The sequence below is a fragment of the Nocardia sp. NPDC059240 genome, from assembly GCF_042753865.1.
GTDB lineage: Bacteria > Actinomycetota > Actinomycetes > Mycobacteriales > Mycobacteriaceae > Nocardia.
Genome location: NZ_JBHZAC010000002.1, coordinates 18,892 through 35,972 on the forward strand (window position 1 = coordinate 18,892; position 17,081 = coordinate 35,972).

A 17,081-nucleotide genomic window follows, 5' to 3' on the forward strand; every position below is an offset into this window, starting at 1 on the left:
ACTTCCCGGTCCGCTCCGAATCACTCACGGCCTCGGGCACACCCGGCGTTACCGGGAACGGCGCGCCGGAAGACGTTCTCTTACATAGGATTACTGCCACAACGGAGTCCCGCGAAAAGGGTGTGTGGAGAATGACGGATCAAACGCAGGTCGACCAGTCCAAGCCCAGCATCGCTCGCGTGTACGACTATCTCCTGGGCGGCAAGGACAACTACGCCGTCGACCGGGAGATCGGGGACTTCTTCATCAAGGACCTGCCCGGTTCGGTGGATATCGCCTACGCCAACCGCAATTGCCTCGTCCGCGCCGTCGGCGAGATCTCCCGCAGCGGCATCAACCAGTTCATCGACATCGGCAGCGGCCTGCCCACCGCCGACAATGTGCACCAGGTCGCGCAGCGGCACCTGGACGACCCGCACGTGGTCTACGTCGACAACGACCCGATCGTGCTGGCCCACGGCCGCGCCCTGCTCGAGACCGACAAGCACACCACCGTCATCCAGGCCGATCTGCGCGACTCCGACGCCATCCGCAATCATCCGGAAGTGGCCCGCCTCATCGACTTCCGCCGGCCGGTGGCCGTCATCTTCAGCGCCATCCTGCATCACCTCAACAATGACGAGAAGCCCGAACAGGTGGTCCGCTTCTGGGCCGACCAGATCCCGTCCGGCAGCATGCTCTACATCTCCCACTTCCGCTCCGGCTTCAACGAGGAAACCCGCGTCGCCGAGCAGAAACTCCAGTCCACCTTCGGACGCGGCCGCTGGCGCACCGACGAGGAAATCCTCACCCTCTTCGGCGACCTCGAAATCCTCGAACCCGGTCTCGTCCCCTGCTCCCTCTGGCGTCCCGAACCCACCGCCGACGGCGTCCCTCGCATCGGCAGCGACCACCACGACCTGAGCGTCTGGGAGCAACTCATCTCCGCCGCCCTGTCCCGCAAGCCGTAGGCATGTGGGCTGGGCCGCCGGCTATTTCAGGTTGACGACGCAGAGGACGGCGTCGGGGGCCTCGTAGTAGCCGTCGGCGCGGCTCTGGGCGCACAACGCGATGCCGTCGGCACCGTGGGGGATGCGGGAGACGACTTTCGAACGGGCGCTCGGGTCCGAACAGGAGACCTTCTTCAGGCTGTTGCCGGTGGTGCTGCCGTAAGTCGGGACCTGGTTGAAGCAGTCGCTGACGCCCGCACTCTTCGGATCGGTCTTGTCGCCCTGGACGATCGCGTAGCTGATCGCACCGATGGCAACGATCGGGACGAGGAGGAAGACGATGGCCGGGCGACGGTAGAGCGGTTTACCCGGATTCAGGGGTGTGCCCGGTGCGCCGGGAATGGGGGGCGAAAGGGCGAGTACGCGGCGGCGTTCCGGCAGGTTGGTCAGCATGATGATGCCGTTGAGGAACAAGGACCACGGACTCCACCAGCCTTGCCAGAGGCTGCGGACGGTGGCGGCGCGGTAGGCGGCGAGGCCGCAGTCGCGGCAGTAGGGGCCGGGGTGGGACACGAATCGCATGAACATCAGGACGCCTACGTGGCGGCGGAAACTCACGTTGGCGGCGGGCGTGGATCCACAATGGCGGCAGTAGATACCGTTCGCGGCCGACTGATCCGCTACCACCGCACGGGGATTCACCGTGACGACGAGGCTGCGCAGCATGGTGTCGAGACCGTCGAGCGAGCTGCCGAGTACCTCGTCCTGGATATGGCGCAGGAGTTGGGCGCGGTCGAGACCGGCGGCGAGAACCTGTGCGGCGGCGGTGGATTCGTCGGCGATCAGGCCGAGGACCAGGATGCCGACCGGCATCGGCCACTTGCTGTAGCGCTGGGCGAGGCGGCCCGCGATATCGAGGGCGACGGCGCAGCTGTCGGTGACGGGGATCCCCGACCAATCGCTGGAGGTGCCGGAGGCCGGGTCGAGGACGGGTTCGACCGCCAGGGCGTCGGCGTCGCCGGTGTGCAGGAGGATTCGCGACCAACGGCTCGGCTCGTCCGCGCGGATGAGCGCGACCAGCAGATCACGGGTGTCGACCGGATGCGGTGAAACCCGTTCGCCCGCCTCGCGCAAGGCGGCCACGACGGTGGAATGCAGCGGCGCGCCGGTCAATACGCCCATGGTGGAGCCCCCCCGAGAACAACCCGGCAACGGCCGGTATCCGATACAGCTCGAACATGCTAACCGGACAGCCGAATTCGCGTGACCTGGGGATTCACCGGCGGTAGCCAGGAGTTGTCGAAGCGTCTGGAAATTTCACATTTGGGATTTGAGACTCACAGCGATCATTGAGCCGAATTCACAGTGAGCGGGGTTAATCTCGTCGAGTCAACGGCCGATACGAGCGCTCCCGACCGGACATCGCCCTGTTTCGTGAAAGGACTATTCGTCATGCGTGCTGTTCGATTCGCTGTGCTCGCTGGAGGATTGCTACTCGGCCTGGCCGTGCCCTCCATCGCCTCCGCCGATCCGGTGAGCTGTGGCAATGACCTCAACGGTTGCGCGACCGCCTGTCGTGACACCATCGGCAACCCGAACGTCCGGCTCAATGACTGCGTCATGACCGACTCCGGCTGGACCTGCTCCGCCTGCCTGTACAACTCGGAGACGTAGCAGTCGTGACCGCGGGCCGGATCGGAATCCGGCCCGCAATCCGGGCGCGAACATACACAGTTGTACGTAAGTGTAAGATCCTCACATGACCAGCTCCGCCGTCTCGAAACAGCCGCGCCGCACCCAGGAGCAGCGCAGCACCGAGACGCGTACGCGACTGCTGGACGCCACCATCGAATGCCTCGTCGAATACGGGTACGCCGGTACCACCACACCGCGGGTCGCCGAACGCGCGGGCGTGACCCGGGGCGCGCAGGTGCATCACTTCGGCTCCAAGACCGACCTGGTGGTGGCCGCCGTCAGCCATCTGGCGCAGCGCCGCACCGAGGCCGCCATGAAGGAGATCGCCCGCATGCGCGCGGGCGGCGATCCGCTCGGCAGCGCCCTGGAATTCATGTGGGAGCTGCATCAGGGCCCGCTGTTCATCGCGGCCGTCGAACTGTGGGTGGCGAGTCGGACCGATCGCATGCTGGCCGCCGAGGTGGAGAAGGTCGAGCCCTTCGTCAACAATGCCGTGCTGCTGGCGGTTGCCCAGCTGGTGCCGAACGAGCTCTATCGCAAGAGCGTTCGCGATTTCGCCTACACCGCCATGGATACGCTGCGCGGGATCCTGGTGAGCAACTTCATCTCTCCCGATCCCGAGCGGGCGCACCGACGCTGGCTGCGGGCCTCGGCGCAGCTGCGGCTGGCCGCCGACGCGGGCATGCCGGACATTCGCATCGCCGACTGATCCCGGCCGATACCGACGCGGCTGTATGTGCCGCTGCATCAATCCGACCTCTTGATCTTGTCACTCCTGCCTGGATTCGTCGCACCCTCTTGCCTACTTACATACAGCTTTGTATGTTTGTAAACGCATCACTACGTGAGGAGTTCGATGACGAACAAGGTCTACGTCGTCGGCGTCGGCATGACGAAGTTCGAGAAGCCGGGGCGGCGCAAGAACGAGGACGGCAGTGCCTGGGACTACCCGGACATGGCCCGCGAGTCGGGGACCAAGGCCCTCGCCGATGCCGGAATCGACTACCGCGAGGTCGAGCAGGCCTACGTCGGCTACGTCTACGGTGAATCCACCTCCGGGCAGCGCGCCGTCTACGAGCTGGGCATGACCGGCATCCCGGTGGTCAATGTCAACAACAACTGCTCCACCGGGTCGACCGCGCTCTACCTTGCGGCGCAGGCGATTCGCGGCGGACTGGCCGACTGCACACTGGCCCTGGGCTTCGAGAAGATGCAGCCGGGCTCACTCGGCTCCACCTGGGACGACCGCGAACAGCCGATGGCGCGCCACATCATGGCGCTCGCCGAGATCTCCGAAGTGCTGTTCCCGGTGGCCCCGTGGATGTTCGGCGCGGCCGGTCGCGAGCACATGAAGAAGTACGGCACCACCGCCGAGCACTTCGCAAAGATCGGCTACAAGAACCACAAGCACTCGGTCAACAACCCGTATTCGCAGTTCCAGGACGAGTATTCACTCGAGGACATCCTGGGCTCGCGGATGATCTACGACCCGCTGACCAAGCTGCAGTGCTCGCCGACCTCCGACGGCTCCGGCGCGGTCATCCTCGCCTCCGAGGCGTTCGTCGACCGCCACGACCTGTCGCGACAGGCGGTGGAGATCGTCGGGCAGGCCATGACCACCGACTTCGGATCCACGTTCGACGGGTCCGCCAAGAACCTCATCGGCTACGACATGAATGTCGAAGCCGCGCGGAAGGTCTACGCGCAGGCCGGGCTCGGACCCGAGGACTTCCAGGTCATCGAGCTGCACGACTGCTTCTCCGCCAACGAGCTGCTGACCTACGAGGCGCTCGGACTGGCCGAGGAGGGCGAGGCCGGACACCTCATCGACTCCGGTGCCACCACCTACGGCGGCAAGTGGGTCGTGAACCCGTCCGGCGGGCTCATCTCCAAGGGGCATCCCTTGGGCGCGACGGGTTTGGCGCAGTGCAGCGAGCTCACCTGGCAGCTGCGCGGCACCGCCGCCAAGCGGCAGGTCGACAACGTCACCGCCGCCCTGCAGCACAACATCGGACTCGGCGGCGCGGCCGTCATCACCGCCTACCAGCGCGCCGAGCGCTGAGACTCGACGAGGAGCGAAAAACCATGGGACACATCGAAGCCAGCAAGGATCTCAACGCGACCCCGGACGGGCTGTGGGCGGTCGTCTCCGACCCGCAGACCTGGGACAAGTGGTTCTCCATTCACGAGCGCTGGCTCGAGGAGCCGCCGGCCGTGCTCGCGCCGGGCGCGAAGCTGACCGCCAAGATCGTCATGCTCGGCATGGCCAACAAGATCGAGTGGGTGGTGGAGAGCGTCGAGACCCCGAATCGCCTGGTACTCAGCGGAACCGGCATGGCCGGTGTGAAGGTGCAGTTCTCCTTCGACATCACGCCCGAGGGTGAAGGCAGCAAGTTCTCCGTCTCCGGTGATTTCGAGGGTGCGCTGATCAAGGGCGCGCTGGGCAAGGCGGTGGAGAAGGATGGCCTCACTCAGCTGGACAAAACTCTCGCCGCGCTCGACGGCATCGCCACGGCGGCCTGAAATGACCTCGACCTCAGTCGAATTCGACAAGTCTGGGCTGGACAACTGGTCCGATGAAGAGCCCTTCGAGGTCACCCGGGAACGCATCGCCGAATACGCGGCGGCCACCAACGATCCCATCCCCGCGCACGTGAAAGGCGATGTCGCCCCGCCGATCTTCGCCATCGTGCCGGTCTTCGACGCCATGATGGTGCCGGTGATCGACGTGGCTCCGATGAACATCTTCGGCCGGGTTGTCCACGGGGAGCAGGACTTCCACTTCCATCGGCCGATCCGGCCCGGTGACAAGCTGGTGTCACGGGCCAAGGCCATCGGATTCGAGGGGAAGGACAATGGCTCGACCATCACCATCCTCATCGAAAGCCGGGCCGAGGACGGGGAACTGGTCAACGAGCAGTACCTGACCGCGTTCTTCCGCAATGTCGACGCGGGCGAGCAGGTCGGCGATCACGCCCCGGCGCACCGTTTCGATCCGGCGCTGCTGGAACAGGATCCGCTCGCGGCGGCCACCGCACACGTGGACGACGACCAGACCTTCCGCTACTCCCCGGCCTCGGGCGATCCGGTGCCGCTGCACCTGGACGAGCAGGTGGCCAAGGATGCCGGACTGCCCGGCATCATCGCGCACGGGCTCTGCACCATGGCCATGTCCTCGTGGGGCTTGCTGAATGCCGTCGCGGGCTCGGATGTGGCTCGGCTGCAACGGTATGCGGTGCGCTTCTCGAAACTGGTGTTCCCCGGCGACGACCTGACGACCCAGATCTGGAAGGTCGGCAGCGTGAACGGGGTCACCACCTACGCCTTCCGGACCGTGCGTGGCGAGGACACCGTATTGAGCGACGGTCTCGCCGAAATCGCCGACTGATCAAGAACTTAGGAGATTTCTTATGGGTGCACTCGACGGACGGGTCGCCATCATCACCGGAGCCGGTCGGGGGATCGGTCGCGAACACGCGCTACTTTTCGCGCGTGAGGGCGCGGCAGTTGTGGTCAACGACCTGGGCGGCAGCAATGCCGGTGAGGGCGTGGATACCGGCCCGGCGCACGACGTCGTGAATGAGATCGTCGCCGCAGGGGGGCGCGCGATCGCGAACACCGACAGCGTGACCGACTGGCAGGGCGCGAAAAGCCTGGTGGATCAGGCGGTTTCGGAGTTCGGACGACTGGACGTCGTGGTGAACAACGCAGGCATCCTGCGCGACGCCTTCCTGGCGAGCATGGACGAGTCACAGTGGGACGCCGTCGTGGCCGTGCACCTCAAGGGGCACGCGGCCGTGCTGCGGCACGCGGCCGCCTACTGGAAGGACCAGTCCAAGGCCGGGAATCAGCCCAGCGCCGCGGTCGTCAATACCGCCTCGGCGTCGGGTGTCACGGTCCCGAACGCCGGGCAGGCGAACTACGGTGCGGCCAAGGCCGGTATCGCCGCGCTCACCCTGGTCGCGGCCGACGAGCTGGCCCGCTACGGCGTTCGGGTGAATGCCATCGCGCCGATCGCCCGCACCCGCCTCACCCTGGCGACCCCGGGCATGGGCGAGATGATGGCGGCCGAACAGGCCGGATTGGAAGAAGGCGAGTTCGATGCCTTCAGTCCGGCCAATATCTCCCCGCTGGTGGCGTATCTTGCCACCGAGAAGTGCCCGATCACCGGCAAGGTGTTCGCGGTGCAGGGCGGCGCGATCTCCGAACTGGCGGGGTGGCACGACGTGGCGACCATCGAGACCGAAGGCCCGTGGTCCATCGACGATATCGCCGGGCGACTGCCGTAAACAGGAAGGCGGACAACGATGTTCGAATGGTCCGAGACCGATGAGCTGATCCGCGGGGCGGTGCGCAGCTTCATCGACAAGGAGCTGCGCCCACACCTGGACGCCCTCGACAGCGGGGACATGCTGCCGTACCCGATCATCCGGAAACTCTTCTCCGAGTTCGGTATCGACGCGCTCGGGGCGGAGTCGATCGGCAAACTGCTTGCCAGGCAACGCAAGCGGGAAGAGGCGCTCGCGGCCGGGGAGCCGCTACCGGAGAAGAAGGCGAAGTCCGGCGACGGCGGGCCGTTCTCCGGGCAGGAATCGCTGATGGCGGTGCTGGTCAGCGAACTGTCCGGGGTGTGCATGGGCCTGGTCACCGCCATGGGCGTGAGCATCGGGCTCGGGGCCACCACCATCCTCTCGCGCGGCACGCTGGCACAGAAGGAACGCTGGCTGCCCGACATCGTGACCATGAAAAAGGTTGCGGCGTGGGCGATCACGGAACCGGACTCGGGCTCGGACGCCTTCGGCGGCATGAAGACCTACGTCCGCCGCGACGGCGACGACTACATCCTCAACGGGCAGAAGACCTTCATCACCAATGGCCCCTACGCCGACACCGTCGTCGTCTACGCCAAACTCGACGAGGGCGACGGGGTCGACAAGCGGGACCGCAAGGTGCTGACCTTCGTGCTCGACAAGGGTATGGAGGGCTTCACCCAGGGCAAGCCGTTCAAGAAGATGGGCCTGCACGCCTCACCCACCGGCGAATTGTTCTTCGACAACGTGCGATTGGGCCGCGACCGCCTGCTCGGCGAGACCGAGGTGCACGAGGGTGGCGACGGACGCGAAAGCGCCCGTTCGAGTTTCACCGCCGAACGCATCGGCGTCGCCTTCATGGCCCTGGGCATCGTCAACGAATGCCACCGGCTGTGCGTCGATTACGCCAAGACCCGCAAACTCTGGGGCCAGGAAATCGGCCGCTTCCAACTCGTCCAGCTCAAACTGGCGAGGATGGAAGTAGCCCGAATCAACGTGCAGAACATGGTCTTCAACGCGTTGGAACGCTCGGGCGCGGGTAAGCCCCCCACCCTGGCGGAAGCCTCGGCAATGAAGCTCTACTGCTCCGAAGTGGCCACCGAGGTGGCCATGGACGCCGTCCAACTCTTCGGCGGCAACGGCTACATGTCCGAATATCACGTAGAACAGCTCGCCAGAGACGCCAAGTCCCTCATGATCTACGCAGGCTCCAACGAAATCCAGATCACCCACGTAGCCAAGGGACTGCTCGCCTACTAGGCGAGCACGTGGGGCCGCCACCAGTCGCCGGTGACGGCCCCACACCACCCAGCAAGATCTCTAGGATCGGCGGCTGATGAGGACGGTGCCTGCGAACAGGGCGACGCCGACGACTGCGAGGCCCGCACCTACGGCGGCTGGGGCGGTGTAGCCGAGGCCGGCGGCGATCACCAGGCCGCCGAGCCAGGCGCCTGCCGCGTTGGCGATGTTCAGCGCCGCGTGGTTGAGGGCGGCGGCGAGGGTTTGGGCGTCGTGGGCTACGTCCATGAGGCGGGTTTGCAGGGCGGGGGCCAGGGAGGCGCCGGAGGCGCCGATGAGGAAGGCGCCGATGGCCGCGGTGTACGGGTTGTGGGCTGCCGCAATGTAAGCGGCGAGGATGACCACCATCGACAGCATGGACGCGAAGATGGCGCGGTCCACGCCGCGGTCGGCGAAGACGCCGCCGATGATATTGCCCGCGACCATGCCCAGGCCGAAGAGCATGAGCACCACGGGGACCAGACCGACGGGGAGACCGGCGACGTCGGTGAGGGTGGTGGTGATGTAGGTGTACACGGCGAACATGCCGCCGAAGCCGACCGCGCCGACGAGGAGGGTCAGCAGGACCTGAGGGCGGCGCAGGGCCGTCAGTTCGGTGCGGGGGTCGGTCATGCGGACGCCGTGCAGTTCCGGAACGAAGCGGAAGATGGCGGCGACGGTGGCCAGACCGATGACCGCGACCACGACGAAAGCGTCCCGCCAACCCAAATGCTGGCCCAGCCAGGTGGCGGCGGGAACGCCGACGACGTTGGCGGCGCTCAGGCCCAGCATAACCGCAGCTACCGCCTTCGCTCGCTGACCTACCGGCGCGAGCGAGGCGGCCGCCAGCGAGGCCACACCGAAGTAGGCGCCGTGCGGTAGGCCCGAGACGAAGCGGGCAATGGTCAGGGTCGTGAACGACGGCGCGACCACGCTGGCCGCATTACCCAGGGCAAAGGCCGCCATCAAGGCCATCAGCAGTCGCTTGCGCGGCACCCGGGCGCACAGCGCGGCGATCACCGGAGCGCCGATCACCACGCCCAGCGCGTAGGCGGAAACAATGTGCCCGGCAGTCGGTTCGGAGACCCTCATGGAGGACGCGATATCCGGCAGCAAACCCATGGTGACGAATTCGGTGGTGCCGATCCCGAATCCGCCCAGGGCCAGCGCCAGCATGGCGGGGATGTGCCAGCTGTCGCGCGGAGCCGCGTCGGTCGCCGATTCATCGGTGGCCGCCGCGACGGGACGGCTCATCTCGTCGGGGGTCGATGCTGCGGTGGCGGCGGAGACAGATTCGGGCACAACCAAGCGCAACACAGTGGCGAACCATCCCGATACCGTCCAGTCCGGTGATTTCACTCACCGACCGGCCCGGATCGTCGGCTGGCCCACCCCACGGACCTTCGAAAACGCCCGTGGCGGTCAGGCCGGGGCGTCCAGGATGGCGCGATCGAGATCATCCACGGGCGGGGCGACCGGGAAGTTGCTGCGGAACACACCCTCGAGATCGACGCGGTTCTTGATGGCCTGCAATCGGGTCAGCGCATCGGGCGCGAAGGCATTGGCGGGGGTATCACCGGAATCCAAGTAGGTGAAGGGTTTCCGGCCCGAGGAGTAGAGCGACAGCTCGGTGGCTATCGCCTCGCGACGCTCCAGGACCGCCGCGACATGGTCCAGCGAAGGCGCGGGACCGAGCATCGAGATCAGGAAGGGCTCCTCGATGCCGCCGGCCACCCCGGCATCGGCGGGCGGGCGGGTCAGCGCGCCGCCGAGGTGACGGATCTGGACCAGGGCCAGCGGATACACCGAACCGTTCGGGGTCGCGGCGGCGAGCAGGGAATCACTGACCGCCGCAGTGAATTCGGTGAGGAGTTCGCCGCGCACCCGCGAGGGGCTCGGGTCGACGGGCTCCATACAGATATCGCCGATCTGGGTCGGGCCCAGCGGGCGGCGGGTGTCCATGACCTCGCCGGGGATCTCGTCGAACCAGCGCAGTGGAGCCGTAACCCCGCCCTGCGCAAGCATATCCACGATCACCATGGACTTACCGCGCAGGAATTCGGGGATCTGCGGGAACGGCGGGAACTGCATGAGGGTGAGCCAAATGCTCAGTCCCTCGGCCGCTTCCGCGGTGGCATGGCGATAGGCCGCGATGACCGCCTCGGTCTGCGTGGCCGGCCAGATGACGCGGCCACCGTAGAGCCCCGCCGCCTCGAACAGCTCGAACTCGAGTGCGGTCACCAGCGCGAAATCGCCGCCGCCGCCGCGCAGCGCCCAGAACAGATCCGGGTCGGATTCGGCCGTGACCCGCGCCCGGTTCCCGTCCGCGGCAACGACTTCCAGCGCCCGCACCGCGTTGGCCGCCAGTCCGCGACTGCGCGCGAACCAGCCCAGTCCACCGCCCAGGGTGTACCCGGCCACGCCCACCACCGGCGAACTACCGACCGCCCCGACCAGCCCGTGCTGCGCGCCGGCCGCCAGCACCGGGCCCCACTGCACGCCGGCCTCGACCCGCGCCATCCGGGTCGCCGCGTCCACGTCGATATCGTCGAGCGCTCCGGTGGTCACCAGCACGGTTCCGTCCGCCGCCAGCGACGGTGAATGCCCGGTCGCGCGCGTGGTCACCGCCAGCCCGGCTCCCGCCGCGTAGCGCACCACCGCCGCCGCGTCCGCCGCGTCGGCCACCTGGACGACCGCCGAAACCCGCTGCTGCACAGCTCGATTCCAGGGCTGCCGCGCATCGTCGAACCCGTCCTCACCGTCGCCGAACACGCGTCCCCGCACGACCCGCCGCAAGTCATTCCCGATACCCGACATGCCATCTCCTTCGCCGCCGCGCAACCGCGGCCGAACCCCGTATGTCACACGGGTATTGATCTACCCGGTATCCGCGTTAACCCGCCCGCGTGGCCCTCGCCGCGGCCCGACCCCACGACAGGCCGCGACGAGTCGGCGCACGTCCGCACGCCGGTGCGAGGCCGCCCACGGCGGCTTTCGCACATCACCCATGCTCGCGATCGAATCATGATCGTTTCGTGATCAGGCAACGCCGGATCGGACATAACCTGATCGATTCCCCCGGAAAACAATTCGGGCACCCGCCCTCCCACCCGGATTCAGGTGGGGGCAGGTGCCCGTTGTGGCGCGGTGGATGTTCAGGCCGGGACTGTGGTCCCGGCCCCCATCGTCCACCGCTTCGCGCTGTTCACGTTCGTCGGCGCGTTGGAGCTCTCGCTCCGATTCAGGGTTGCCCCTGGGTAATTCAGCGAATCTCGCGAGCCAGGTTGGCGTCCAGCACGCCGAGGAACTCCTCGGTGGTCAGGTAGCCCTGGTCGCCGCCGACCAGCAGCGCGAGGTCCTTGGTCATCTGGCCGGACTCGACCGTCTTGATGACGACATCCTCGAGCGTCTGGGCGAAGCCGATCACCTCGGGGGTGTTGTCCAGCTTGCCGCGGTGGGCCAGGCCACGCGTCCACGCGAAGATCGAGGCGATCGGGTTCGTGGAGGTGGGCTTGCCCTGCTGGTGCTGGCGGTAGTGCCGGGTCACGGTGCCGTGCGCGGCCTCGGCCTCACAGGTACGGCCGTCCGGGGTCAGCAGCACGGAGGTCATCAGACCCAGCGAGCCGAAGCCCTGCGCCACGGTGTCGGACTGCACGTCGCCGTCGTAGTTCTTGCAGGCCCAGACGTAGCCGCCCTCCCACTTGAGCGCGGAGGCGACCATGTCGTCGATGAGACGGTGCTCGTAGGTCAGGCCCGCCGCGGCGAACTCGTCCTTGAACTCGGTCTCGAAGATCTCCTGGAAGGTGTCCTTGAACATGCCGTCATAGGCCTTCAGGATGGTGTTCTTCGTCGACATGTACACCGGGTAGTTCTGCTGCAGGCCGTAGTTCAGCGAGGCCCGCGCGAAGTCCCGGATGGACTCCTGGAAGTTGTACATGCCCATCACCACGCCGCCGTCTTCCGGCATGCGCACGACCTCGTGCTGGATCGGCTCGGAGCCGTCCTCCGGCGTGAAGGTCAGGGTGACGGTGCCCGCCTGGTGCACCTTGAAATCGGTGGCACGGTACTGGTCACCGAAGGCGTGACGGCCGATGATGATCGGCTTGGTCCAACCCGGAACCAGACGCGGGACGTTCGAGATGATGATCGGCGCGCGGAAGATCGTGCCGCCGAGGATGTTGCGGATGGTGCCGTTGGGCGACCGCCACATCTTCTTGAGATCGAACTCCTCGACGCGGGCCTCGTCAGGGGTGATCGTCGCGCACTTGACGCCGACGCCGTGCTTCTTGATGGCGTTGGCCGCGTCGATCGTGACCTGATCATCGGTCTTGTCGCGGTATTCGATGCCGAGGTCGTAGTACTCGAGGTTCACATCGAGATACGGGACGATCAGCTTGTCCTTGATGAACTGCCAGATAATCCGGGTCATCTCGTCGCCATCGAGTTCGACGACGGTCCCTTCAACCTTGATCTTGGACATGGATCTTCGTGTCCTCCTAGGAAGGTGGTGCTCCCATTGCACGGCCGGTGAGCACCGCTTGTAGCGGACCCCAGCTGTTCAACAGACAACGTATACGCATGGCGCTCGGCACGGGACCTGTGGTGCCAAGTCCACGTACGCTGTGGCGTCAAGCAAGACAAGCGTACTGCTGCTATCGATCTCACCGCGACGGCGGCCCCCGCTGTGCGGGAATTCAGTGCGGTTACCGATAAGTAGCTTTTCGCGTGACTTTCGGCACTTCCCAGCATGCGAAAAGGAAAGGGCCCTGGCAACCCCTCATCCCGCGCAATGCGGAATGGGGGTGCCACGGCCCACGGATATATCTTTTCGCCGGTCAGGCGCTGCGTCAGACGGCGAGAGCCACGGCGTGCTCGTCGCCCTCGAGCAGGTTTTCCGGCTTGTCGCGAATCATGAACGCCGCGATCGGAATGCAGAGCAGGAAGAACACCGCACCGATCAGGAACGCGACGCTGTAGGAGTGCACCGAGGCCCGTTCGATCACATGGTCGACGGTCCCGTTGTTGCGCACGTACCGCTGGGCCACCTGCACCGAGATGGTGGTCAGCAGCGCGGTACCGATCGAACCGCCGACCTGCTGCGCGGCATTCAGCAGCGCACTGGCCACACCCGAGTCCTCGGCCTCGACCTGGTGCAGCGCGGTGGTCTGCATGGACACGAACAGGAAGCCCATGCCCAGCGCGATCAGGATCATGGCGGGCAGCAGGGCGACGGCGTAGCTGTCGCCGTACTCCAGCCGCGAGAGCCACAGCAGGCCCGCCGCGCCCAGCACCGAACCCGCCAGCATCAGCGGACGCGGCCCGATCTTCGGCAGCACCGTCGAGGCGATACCCGCCGAGACCACGATCCCGGCCGGGAACGGCAGGAACGCCACACCCGTCTTCAGCGCCGAATAGTGCTGCACGATCTGCAGGTAGAAGCTCAGGTTCAGGAACATGGCGAACATCGCGATCGGCACCAGCAGCGCGATCAGGTACGCGCCACCGCGGTTGATCTCGGCCGGAATACGCAGCGGCAGCAACGGATTCGCGGTGCGACGTTCGATGGCCACGAAGGCCGCCAGCAAGGCCACACCCGCCACGAACAGCGCCAGCGTGGAGGCGGCGGTCCAGCCGTCGGAGGCCGCGCGGCTGAAGCCGTAGACGATGGAGATCAGGCCCAGGGTGACGGTGACCGCGCCGGGCAGGTCATAGCCGCCCGTGCGAGGTGCGGGCACATCCTTGATCACGAAGACGAACGCGCCGACCAGGGCCAGCAGCGCGACCGGGGTGTTCACCAGCAACGACCAGCGCCAGTCCGCGTATTCGACCAGCGCGCCGCCGGCGATCAGGCCCAGCGCCGCACCCGCCCCGGACACGGCCGCGAACACGCCGAAGGCGCGGGCGCGTTCCTTGGCCTCGGTGAAGGTCACCGACACCAGCGACAGGGCCGCCGGGGCCAGCAGTGCGCCGAACGCGCCCTGCAACGCGCGGCCCGCGAACAGTTCGGCCGCGTTCTGCGCGAGACCGGCCACCGCGGAGGCGGCGGCGAAGCCGACCAGGCCGATCATCAGGATCCGGCGGCGGCCGAGGTAGTCGGCGAGGCGGCCGCCGAGCAGCAGCAGGCCGCCGAAAATCAGGGTGTAAGCGGTGAAGATCCACTGCTTGTCGCCGTCGCTGATGTGCAGATCCTGCTGGGCGAACGGCATGGCGATGGTGACGATGGTGGCGTCCAGAACGACCATGAGCTGTGCCATGGCGATCACGCCCAGCGCCCACCAGCGTCTGGAATCTTTTGCGGGACTTGCTTTCTCGTCTGTATCGAGAGCATCCGTGGCTACGGTCATGAGCCTCTCCTGTGGGGGTGCGAAGGCAGCTTTCACCATAGTGGCCCCCACCGACAATTGGCGTCAAGGGAAAAATGTCGCAATGCGACAGTTGTCATACCGGGACAGGAAACAGCTATAACCCTCTAAGATGGGGTCATGTCGGAGTTGTCAAGCCACATCGGTGTGGTCATGCGCCATCGCCCCGGCCTGCGCGAACGCAAGAAGCAGCAGACCCGGGATCGGATCATCGACGTTGCGCTGCGTCTATGCGATGAACAGGGCTTCGATGCCACCACCGTCGAACAGATCGCCGACGAGGCCGACGTCTCGCCGCGCACCGTGAATCGGTACTTCGACAGCAAAGAGGCGATCGTCATCGCCCCCATCGAGGGCTTCGGTTACGCCCTCGCCGACGCGCTGCGCGTGCAGCCCGTCACCGGCGACGAGATGCAGGCGCTGCTCGACGCCTTCCTGGCGGTCGTGGACCAGATCATCGAATCCGATGCGCCGGTACCCTTCCGGTGGTTCCAGCAAATGCAGCGCATCACCCGCGACAGCGTCGCCGTGCGCGCGCTCAGCATGGAATCGGCCGACACCAAGACCCGCGCCATGACCGAAGTCCTGGCGCAGCGCCTCCAACTGCCCGAGGAGCACCTCACCGTCCGGCTCATCGCGGGCACCTGGCACAGCATCGTCCGGGTGGGCATGGAGTGCGAATTCGAGGCCGAATCCGACTTCGCGGGCTGCACAGCCCCCGCCACGGCCCGACTGCTCGCCGACAATGTGCAGGCCGCCTTCCATGAATTCCGGCGTGTCTGTTGCGGATCCGGTGTGGCGAGCCCCACTTCCGAGACTGCCGCCTCCGCCCGCTAGAATCCCCAACAGGTCCAGAGCATCAGCGTTAAGGCCCCGGCTTGCTGATCGGCAACCCTCCAGCTGCGGTGGGGTGCTTCCGGGTGCAGACCGGGCGTTCGAAGGCCGAACGCAAGCGCAATCAGGAGGTCTACCGAAATGTGTTGTTGTCGAAGCCCATTCGCTTCTCGATAACGTCAAACTTCCGCCATTCGGCGACCTTGTTTTTGGAGCAGAACACATGAGTGACTCGACCGCGCCCGCGGCCGTTGCGGCTGACGGCACCCTCGATCCGGCGAACTGGTCCTTCGAGACCAAGCAGATTCACGCCGGACAGGCCCCCGATCCGACCACCGGGGCCCGCGCACTGCCCATCTACCAGACCACTTCCTACGCCTTCCGCGACACCGATCACGCCGCCGCGCTGTTCGGTCTCGCCGAGCCGGGCAACATCTACACCCGCATCATGAACCCCACCCAGGACGCGGTGGAGCAGCGTGTCGCCGCCCTCGAGGGTGGCGTCGCGGCCCTGCTGCTGGCCTCGGGTCAGGCCGCGGAGACCTACGCGATCCTCAATCTCGCGCAGGCCGGCGACCACATCGTGGCCAGCCCGCACCTCTACGGCGGCACCTACAACCTGCTGCACTACTCGCTGCCCAAGCTGGGCATCGAGGTCAGCTTCGTCGAGGACCCCGACAACCTCGAGCAGTGGCGCGCGGCCGTGCGACCCAACACCAAGGCGTTCTACGGTGAGACCGTTGCCAATCCGAGCAGCTCGGTCTTCGACATCCCGGGTATCGCCGAGGTGGCGCATGCCGCGGGCGTGCCGCTCATCGTAGACAACACCGTCGCCACGCCGTACCTGATCCAGCCGCTGAAGCTGGGCGCCGACATCGTCGTGCACTCGGCCACCAAGTACCTGGGCGGGCACGGTTCCGCGGTGGCGGGCGTGATCGTCGACGGCGGCAGCTTCGACTGGACCGCGAAGAACGAAGCGGGCGAGTCGCGGTTCCCCGGTTTCACCACCCCCGACCCCAGCTACCACGGTGTGGTCTTCGCCGATCTGGGCGCGCCCGCCTTCGCTCTGAAGGCGCGCGTGCAGTTGCTGCGCGATCTGGGCGCGGCGGTTTCGCCGTTCAACGCCTTCCTCATCGCGCAGGGCATCGAGACGCTGAGCCTGCGGGTGGAGCGGCACGTGGCCAACGCACAGGCGGTCGCGGAGTTCCTCGAGGCGCAGTCCGGCGTCGAGAAGGTTTACTACGCAGGGCTTCCCAGTTCGCCGTGGCATGAGCGTGGCAAACAGCTGGCACCCAAGGGTGTGGGCGCCATCGTGTCCTTCGAGCTGGCCGGTGGCGTCGATGCAGGCAAGAAGTTCGTGGAGGCGCTGGTACTGCACAGCCATGTCGCTAACATCGGGGATGTGCGCTCGCTCGTCATCCACCCGGCTTCCACCACGCATTCCCAGCTGACGCCCGCCGAACAGCTGGCTACCGGCGTCACGCCTGGTCTGGTGCGTTTGGCCGTGGGTATCGAGGGCATCGACGACATCCTGGCGGATCTGGCGGCCGGACTGACGGCGGCGGCAAGTTGACCGTGAACATCGAATCGAGCACCTCCCGTCCGGCGGCGGAGCGTTTGCTCCCGCCGCCGGACGGGACGCTCGGGACCCACGCCCACGGGGGTTTGGGGCT

Annotated in this window: 15 protein-coding genes and 1 riboswitch; of the genes, 10 read left to right on the plus strand and 5 right to left on the minus strand. The window is 66.5% G+C overall.

The window, feature by feature from the left end:
• Window positions 1-131 precede the first annotated feature (131 nt).
• Complete coding sequence (locus ACFXHA_RS06090; RefSeq protein ID WP_379353530.1) at window positions 132-950, plus strand: SAM-dependent methyltransferase; 819 nt, start codon at window positions 132-134, stop codon at window positions 948-950.
• 21 nt (window positions 951-971) lie between these two features.
• Here ACFXHA_RS06090 and ACFXHA_RS06095 read toward each other — a convergent pair whose 3' ends face one another.
• A complete protein-coding gene (locus ACFXHA_RS06095) occupies window positions 972-2,111 on the minus strand; it encodes a hypothetical protein (protein WP_379353532.1) in 1,140 nt (379 codons plus the stop codon).
• 270 nt (window positions 2,112-2,381) lie between these two features.
• Between ACFXHA_RS06095 and ACFXHA_RS06100 the strand changes: the two genes are divergently transcribed.
• From ACFXHA_RS06100 to ACFXHA_RS06130, 7 genes are all read left to right on the plus strand, one after another.
• The gene (locus ACFXHA_RS06100) at window positions 2,382-2,603 is read left to right on the plus strand and encodes a hypothetical protein (protein ID WP_379353534.1); all 222 of its coding nucleotides are present in this window, start codon (window positions 2,382-2,384) and stop codon (window positions 2,601-2,603) included.
• 85 nt (window positions 2,604-2,688) lie between these two features.
• Window positions 2,689-3,333, plus strand: a complete 645-nt coding sequence (locus ACFXHA_RS06105; RefSeq protein ID WP_379353535.1) for a TetR/AcrR family transcriptional regulator — start codon at window positions 2,689-2,691, stop codon at window positions 3,331-3,333.
• 147 nt (window positions 3,334-3,480) lie between these two features.
• Window positions 3,481-4,686, plus strand: coding sequence for a lipid-transfer protein (locus tag ACFXHA_RS06110; RefSeq protein WP_379353537.1), 1,206 nt, complete (start codon window positions 3,481-3,483; stop codon window positions 4,684-4,686).
• A gap of 23 nt (window positions 4,687-4,709) precedes the next feature.
• Complete coding sequence (locus ACFXHA_RS06115) at window positions 4,710-5,147, plus strand: SRPBCC family protein (protein WP_379353539.1); 438 nt, start codon at window positions 4,710-4,712, stop codon at window positions 5,145-5,147.
• Window position 5,148: 1 nt separating this feature from the next.
• Window positions 5,149-6,012: a MaoC/PaaZ C-terminal domain-containing protein gene (locus ACFXHA_RS06120; RefSeq protein ID WP_379353541.1), complete on the plus strand. Its 864-nt coding sequence runs from the start codon at window positions 5,149-5,151 to the stop codon at window positions 6,010-6,012.
• Between the two features lie 22 nt (window positions 6,013-6,034).
• Entirely contained in the window at window positions 6,035-6,913 is an 879-nt protein-coding gene (locus ACFXHA_RS06125) for an SDR family oxidoreductase (protein ID WP_379353543.1), read from the plus strand.
• A gap of 18 nt (window positions 6,914-6,931) precedes the next feature.
• A complete protein-coding gene (locus tag ACFXHA_RS06130; protein ID WP_379353545.1) occupies window positions 6,932-8,194 on the plus strand; it encodes an acyl-CoA dehydrogenase family protein in 1,263 nt (420 codons plus the stop codon).
• A gap of 60 nt (window positions 8,195-8,254) precedes the next feature.
• Here the strand turns inward: ACFXHA_RS06130 and ACFXHA_RS06135 are convergent, their stop codons facing one another.
• From ACFXHA_RS06135 to ACFXHA_RS06150, 4 genes are all read right to left on the minus strand, one after another.
• Window positions 8,255-9,466, minus strand: coding sequence for an MFS transporter (locus ACFXHA_RS06135; protein WP_379354971.1), 1,212 nt, complete (start codon window positions 9,464-9,466; stop codon window positions 8,255-8,257).
• 168 nt (window positions 9,467-9,634) lie between these two features.
• Complete coding sequence (locus tag ACFXHA_RS06140; protein ID WP_379353547.1) at window positions 9,635-11,029, minus strand: FAD-binding oxidoreductase; 1,395 nt, start codon at window positions 11,027-11,029, stop codon at window positions 9,635-9,637.
• Between the two features lie 445 nt (window positions 11,030-11,474).
• On the minus strand, window positions 11,475-12,692 hold the full coding sequence (locus ACFXHA_RS06145; protein WP_379353549.1) for an NADP-dependent isocitrate dehydrogenase: 1,218 nt from the start codon (window positions 12,690-12,692) through the stop codon (window positions 11,475-11,477).
• A 367-nt stretch (window positions 12,693-13,059) separates the two neighbouring features.
• Entirely contained in the window at window positions 13,060-14,556 is a 1,497-nt protein-coding gene (locus ACFXHA_RS06150; protein ID WP_379353551.1) for an MFS transporter, read from the minus strand.
• Between the two features lie 138 nt (window positions 14,557-14,694).
• Between ACFXHA_RS06150 and ACFXHA_RS06155 the strand changes: the two genes are divergently transcribed.
• Together ACFXHA_RS06155 and ACFXHA_RS06160 are read left to right on the plus strand one after the other, a co-directional pair.
• Window positions 14,695-15,411: a TetR/AcrR family transcriptional regulator gene (locus tag ACFXHA_RS06155; protein WP_379353553.1), complete on the plus strand. Its 717-nt coding sequence runs from the start codon at window positions 14,695-14,697 to the stop codon at window positions 15,409-15,411.
• Window positions 15,412-15,422: 11 nt separating this feature from the next.
• Window positions 15,423-15,535: riboswitch (SAM riboswitch) on the plus strand.
• A 96-nt stretch (window positions 15,536-15,631) separates the two neighbouring features.
• Window positions 15,632-16,981 (plus strand): bifunctional o-acetylhomoserine/o-acetylserine sulfhydrylase, encoded by a 1,350-nt coding sequence (locus ACFXHA_RS06160; RefSeq protein WP_379353555.1) that lies wholly within the window; start codon window positions 15,632-15,634, stop codon window positions 16,979-16,981.
• The last annotated feature ends 100 nt before the right edge of the window (window positions 16,982-17,081 follow it).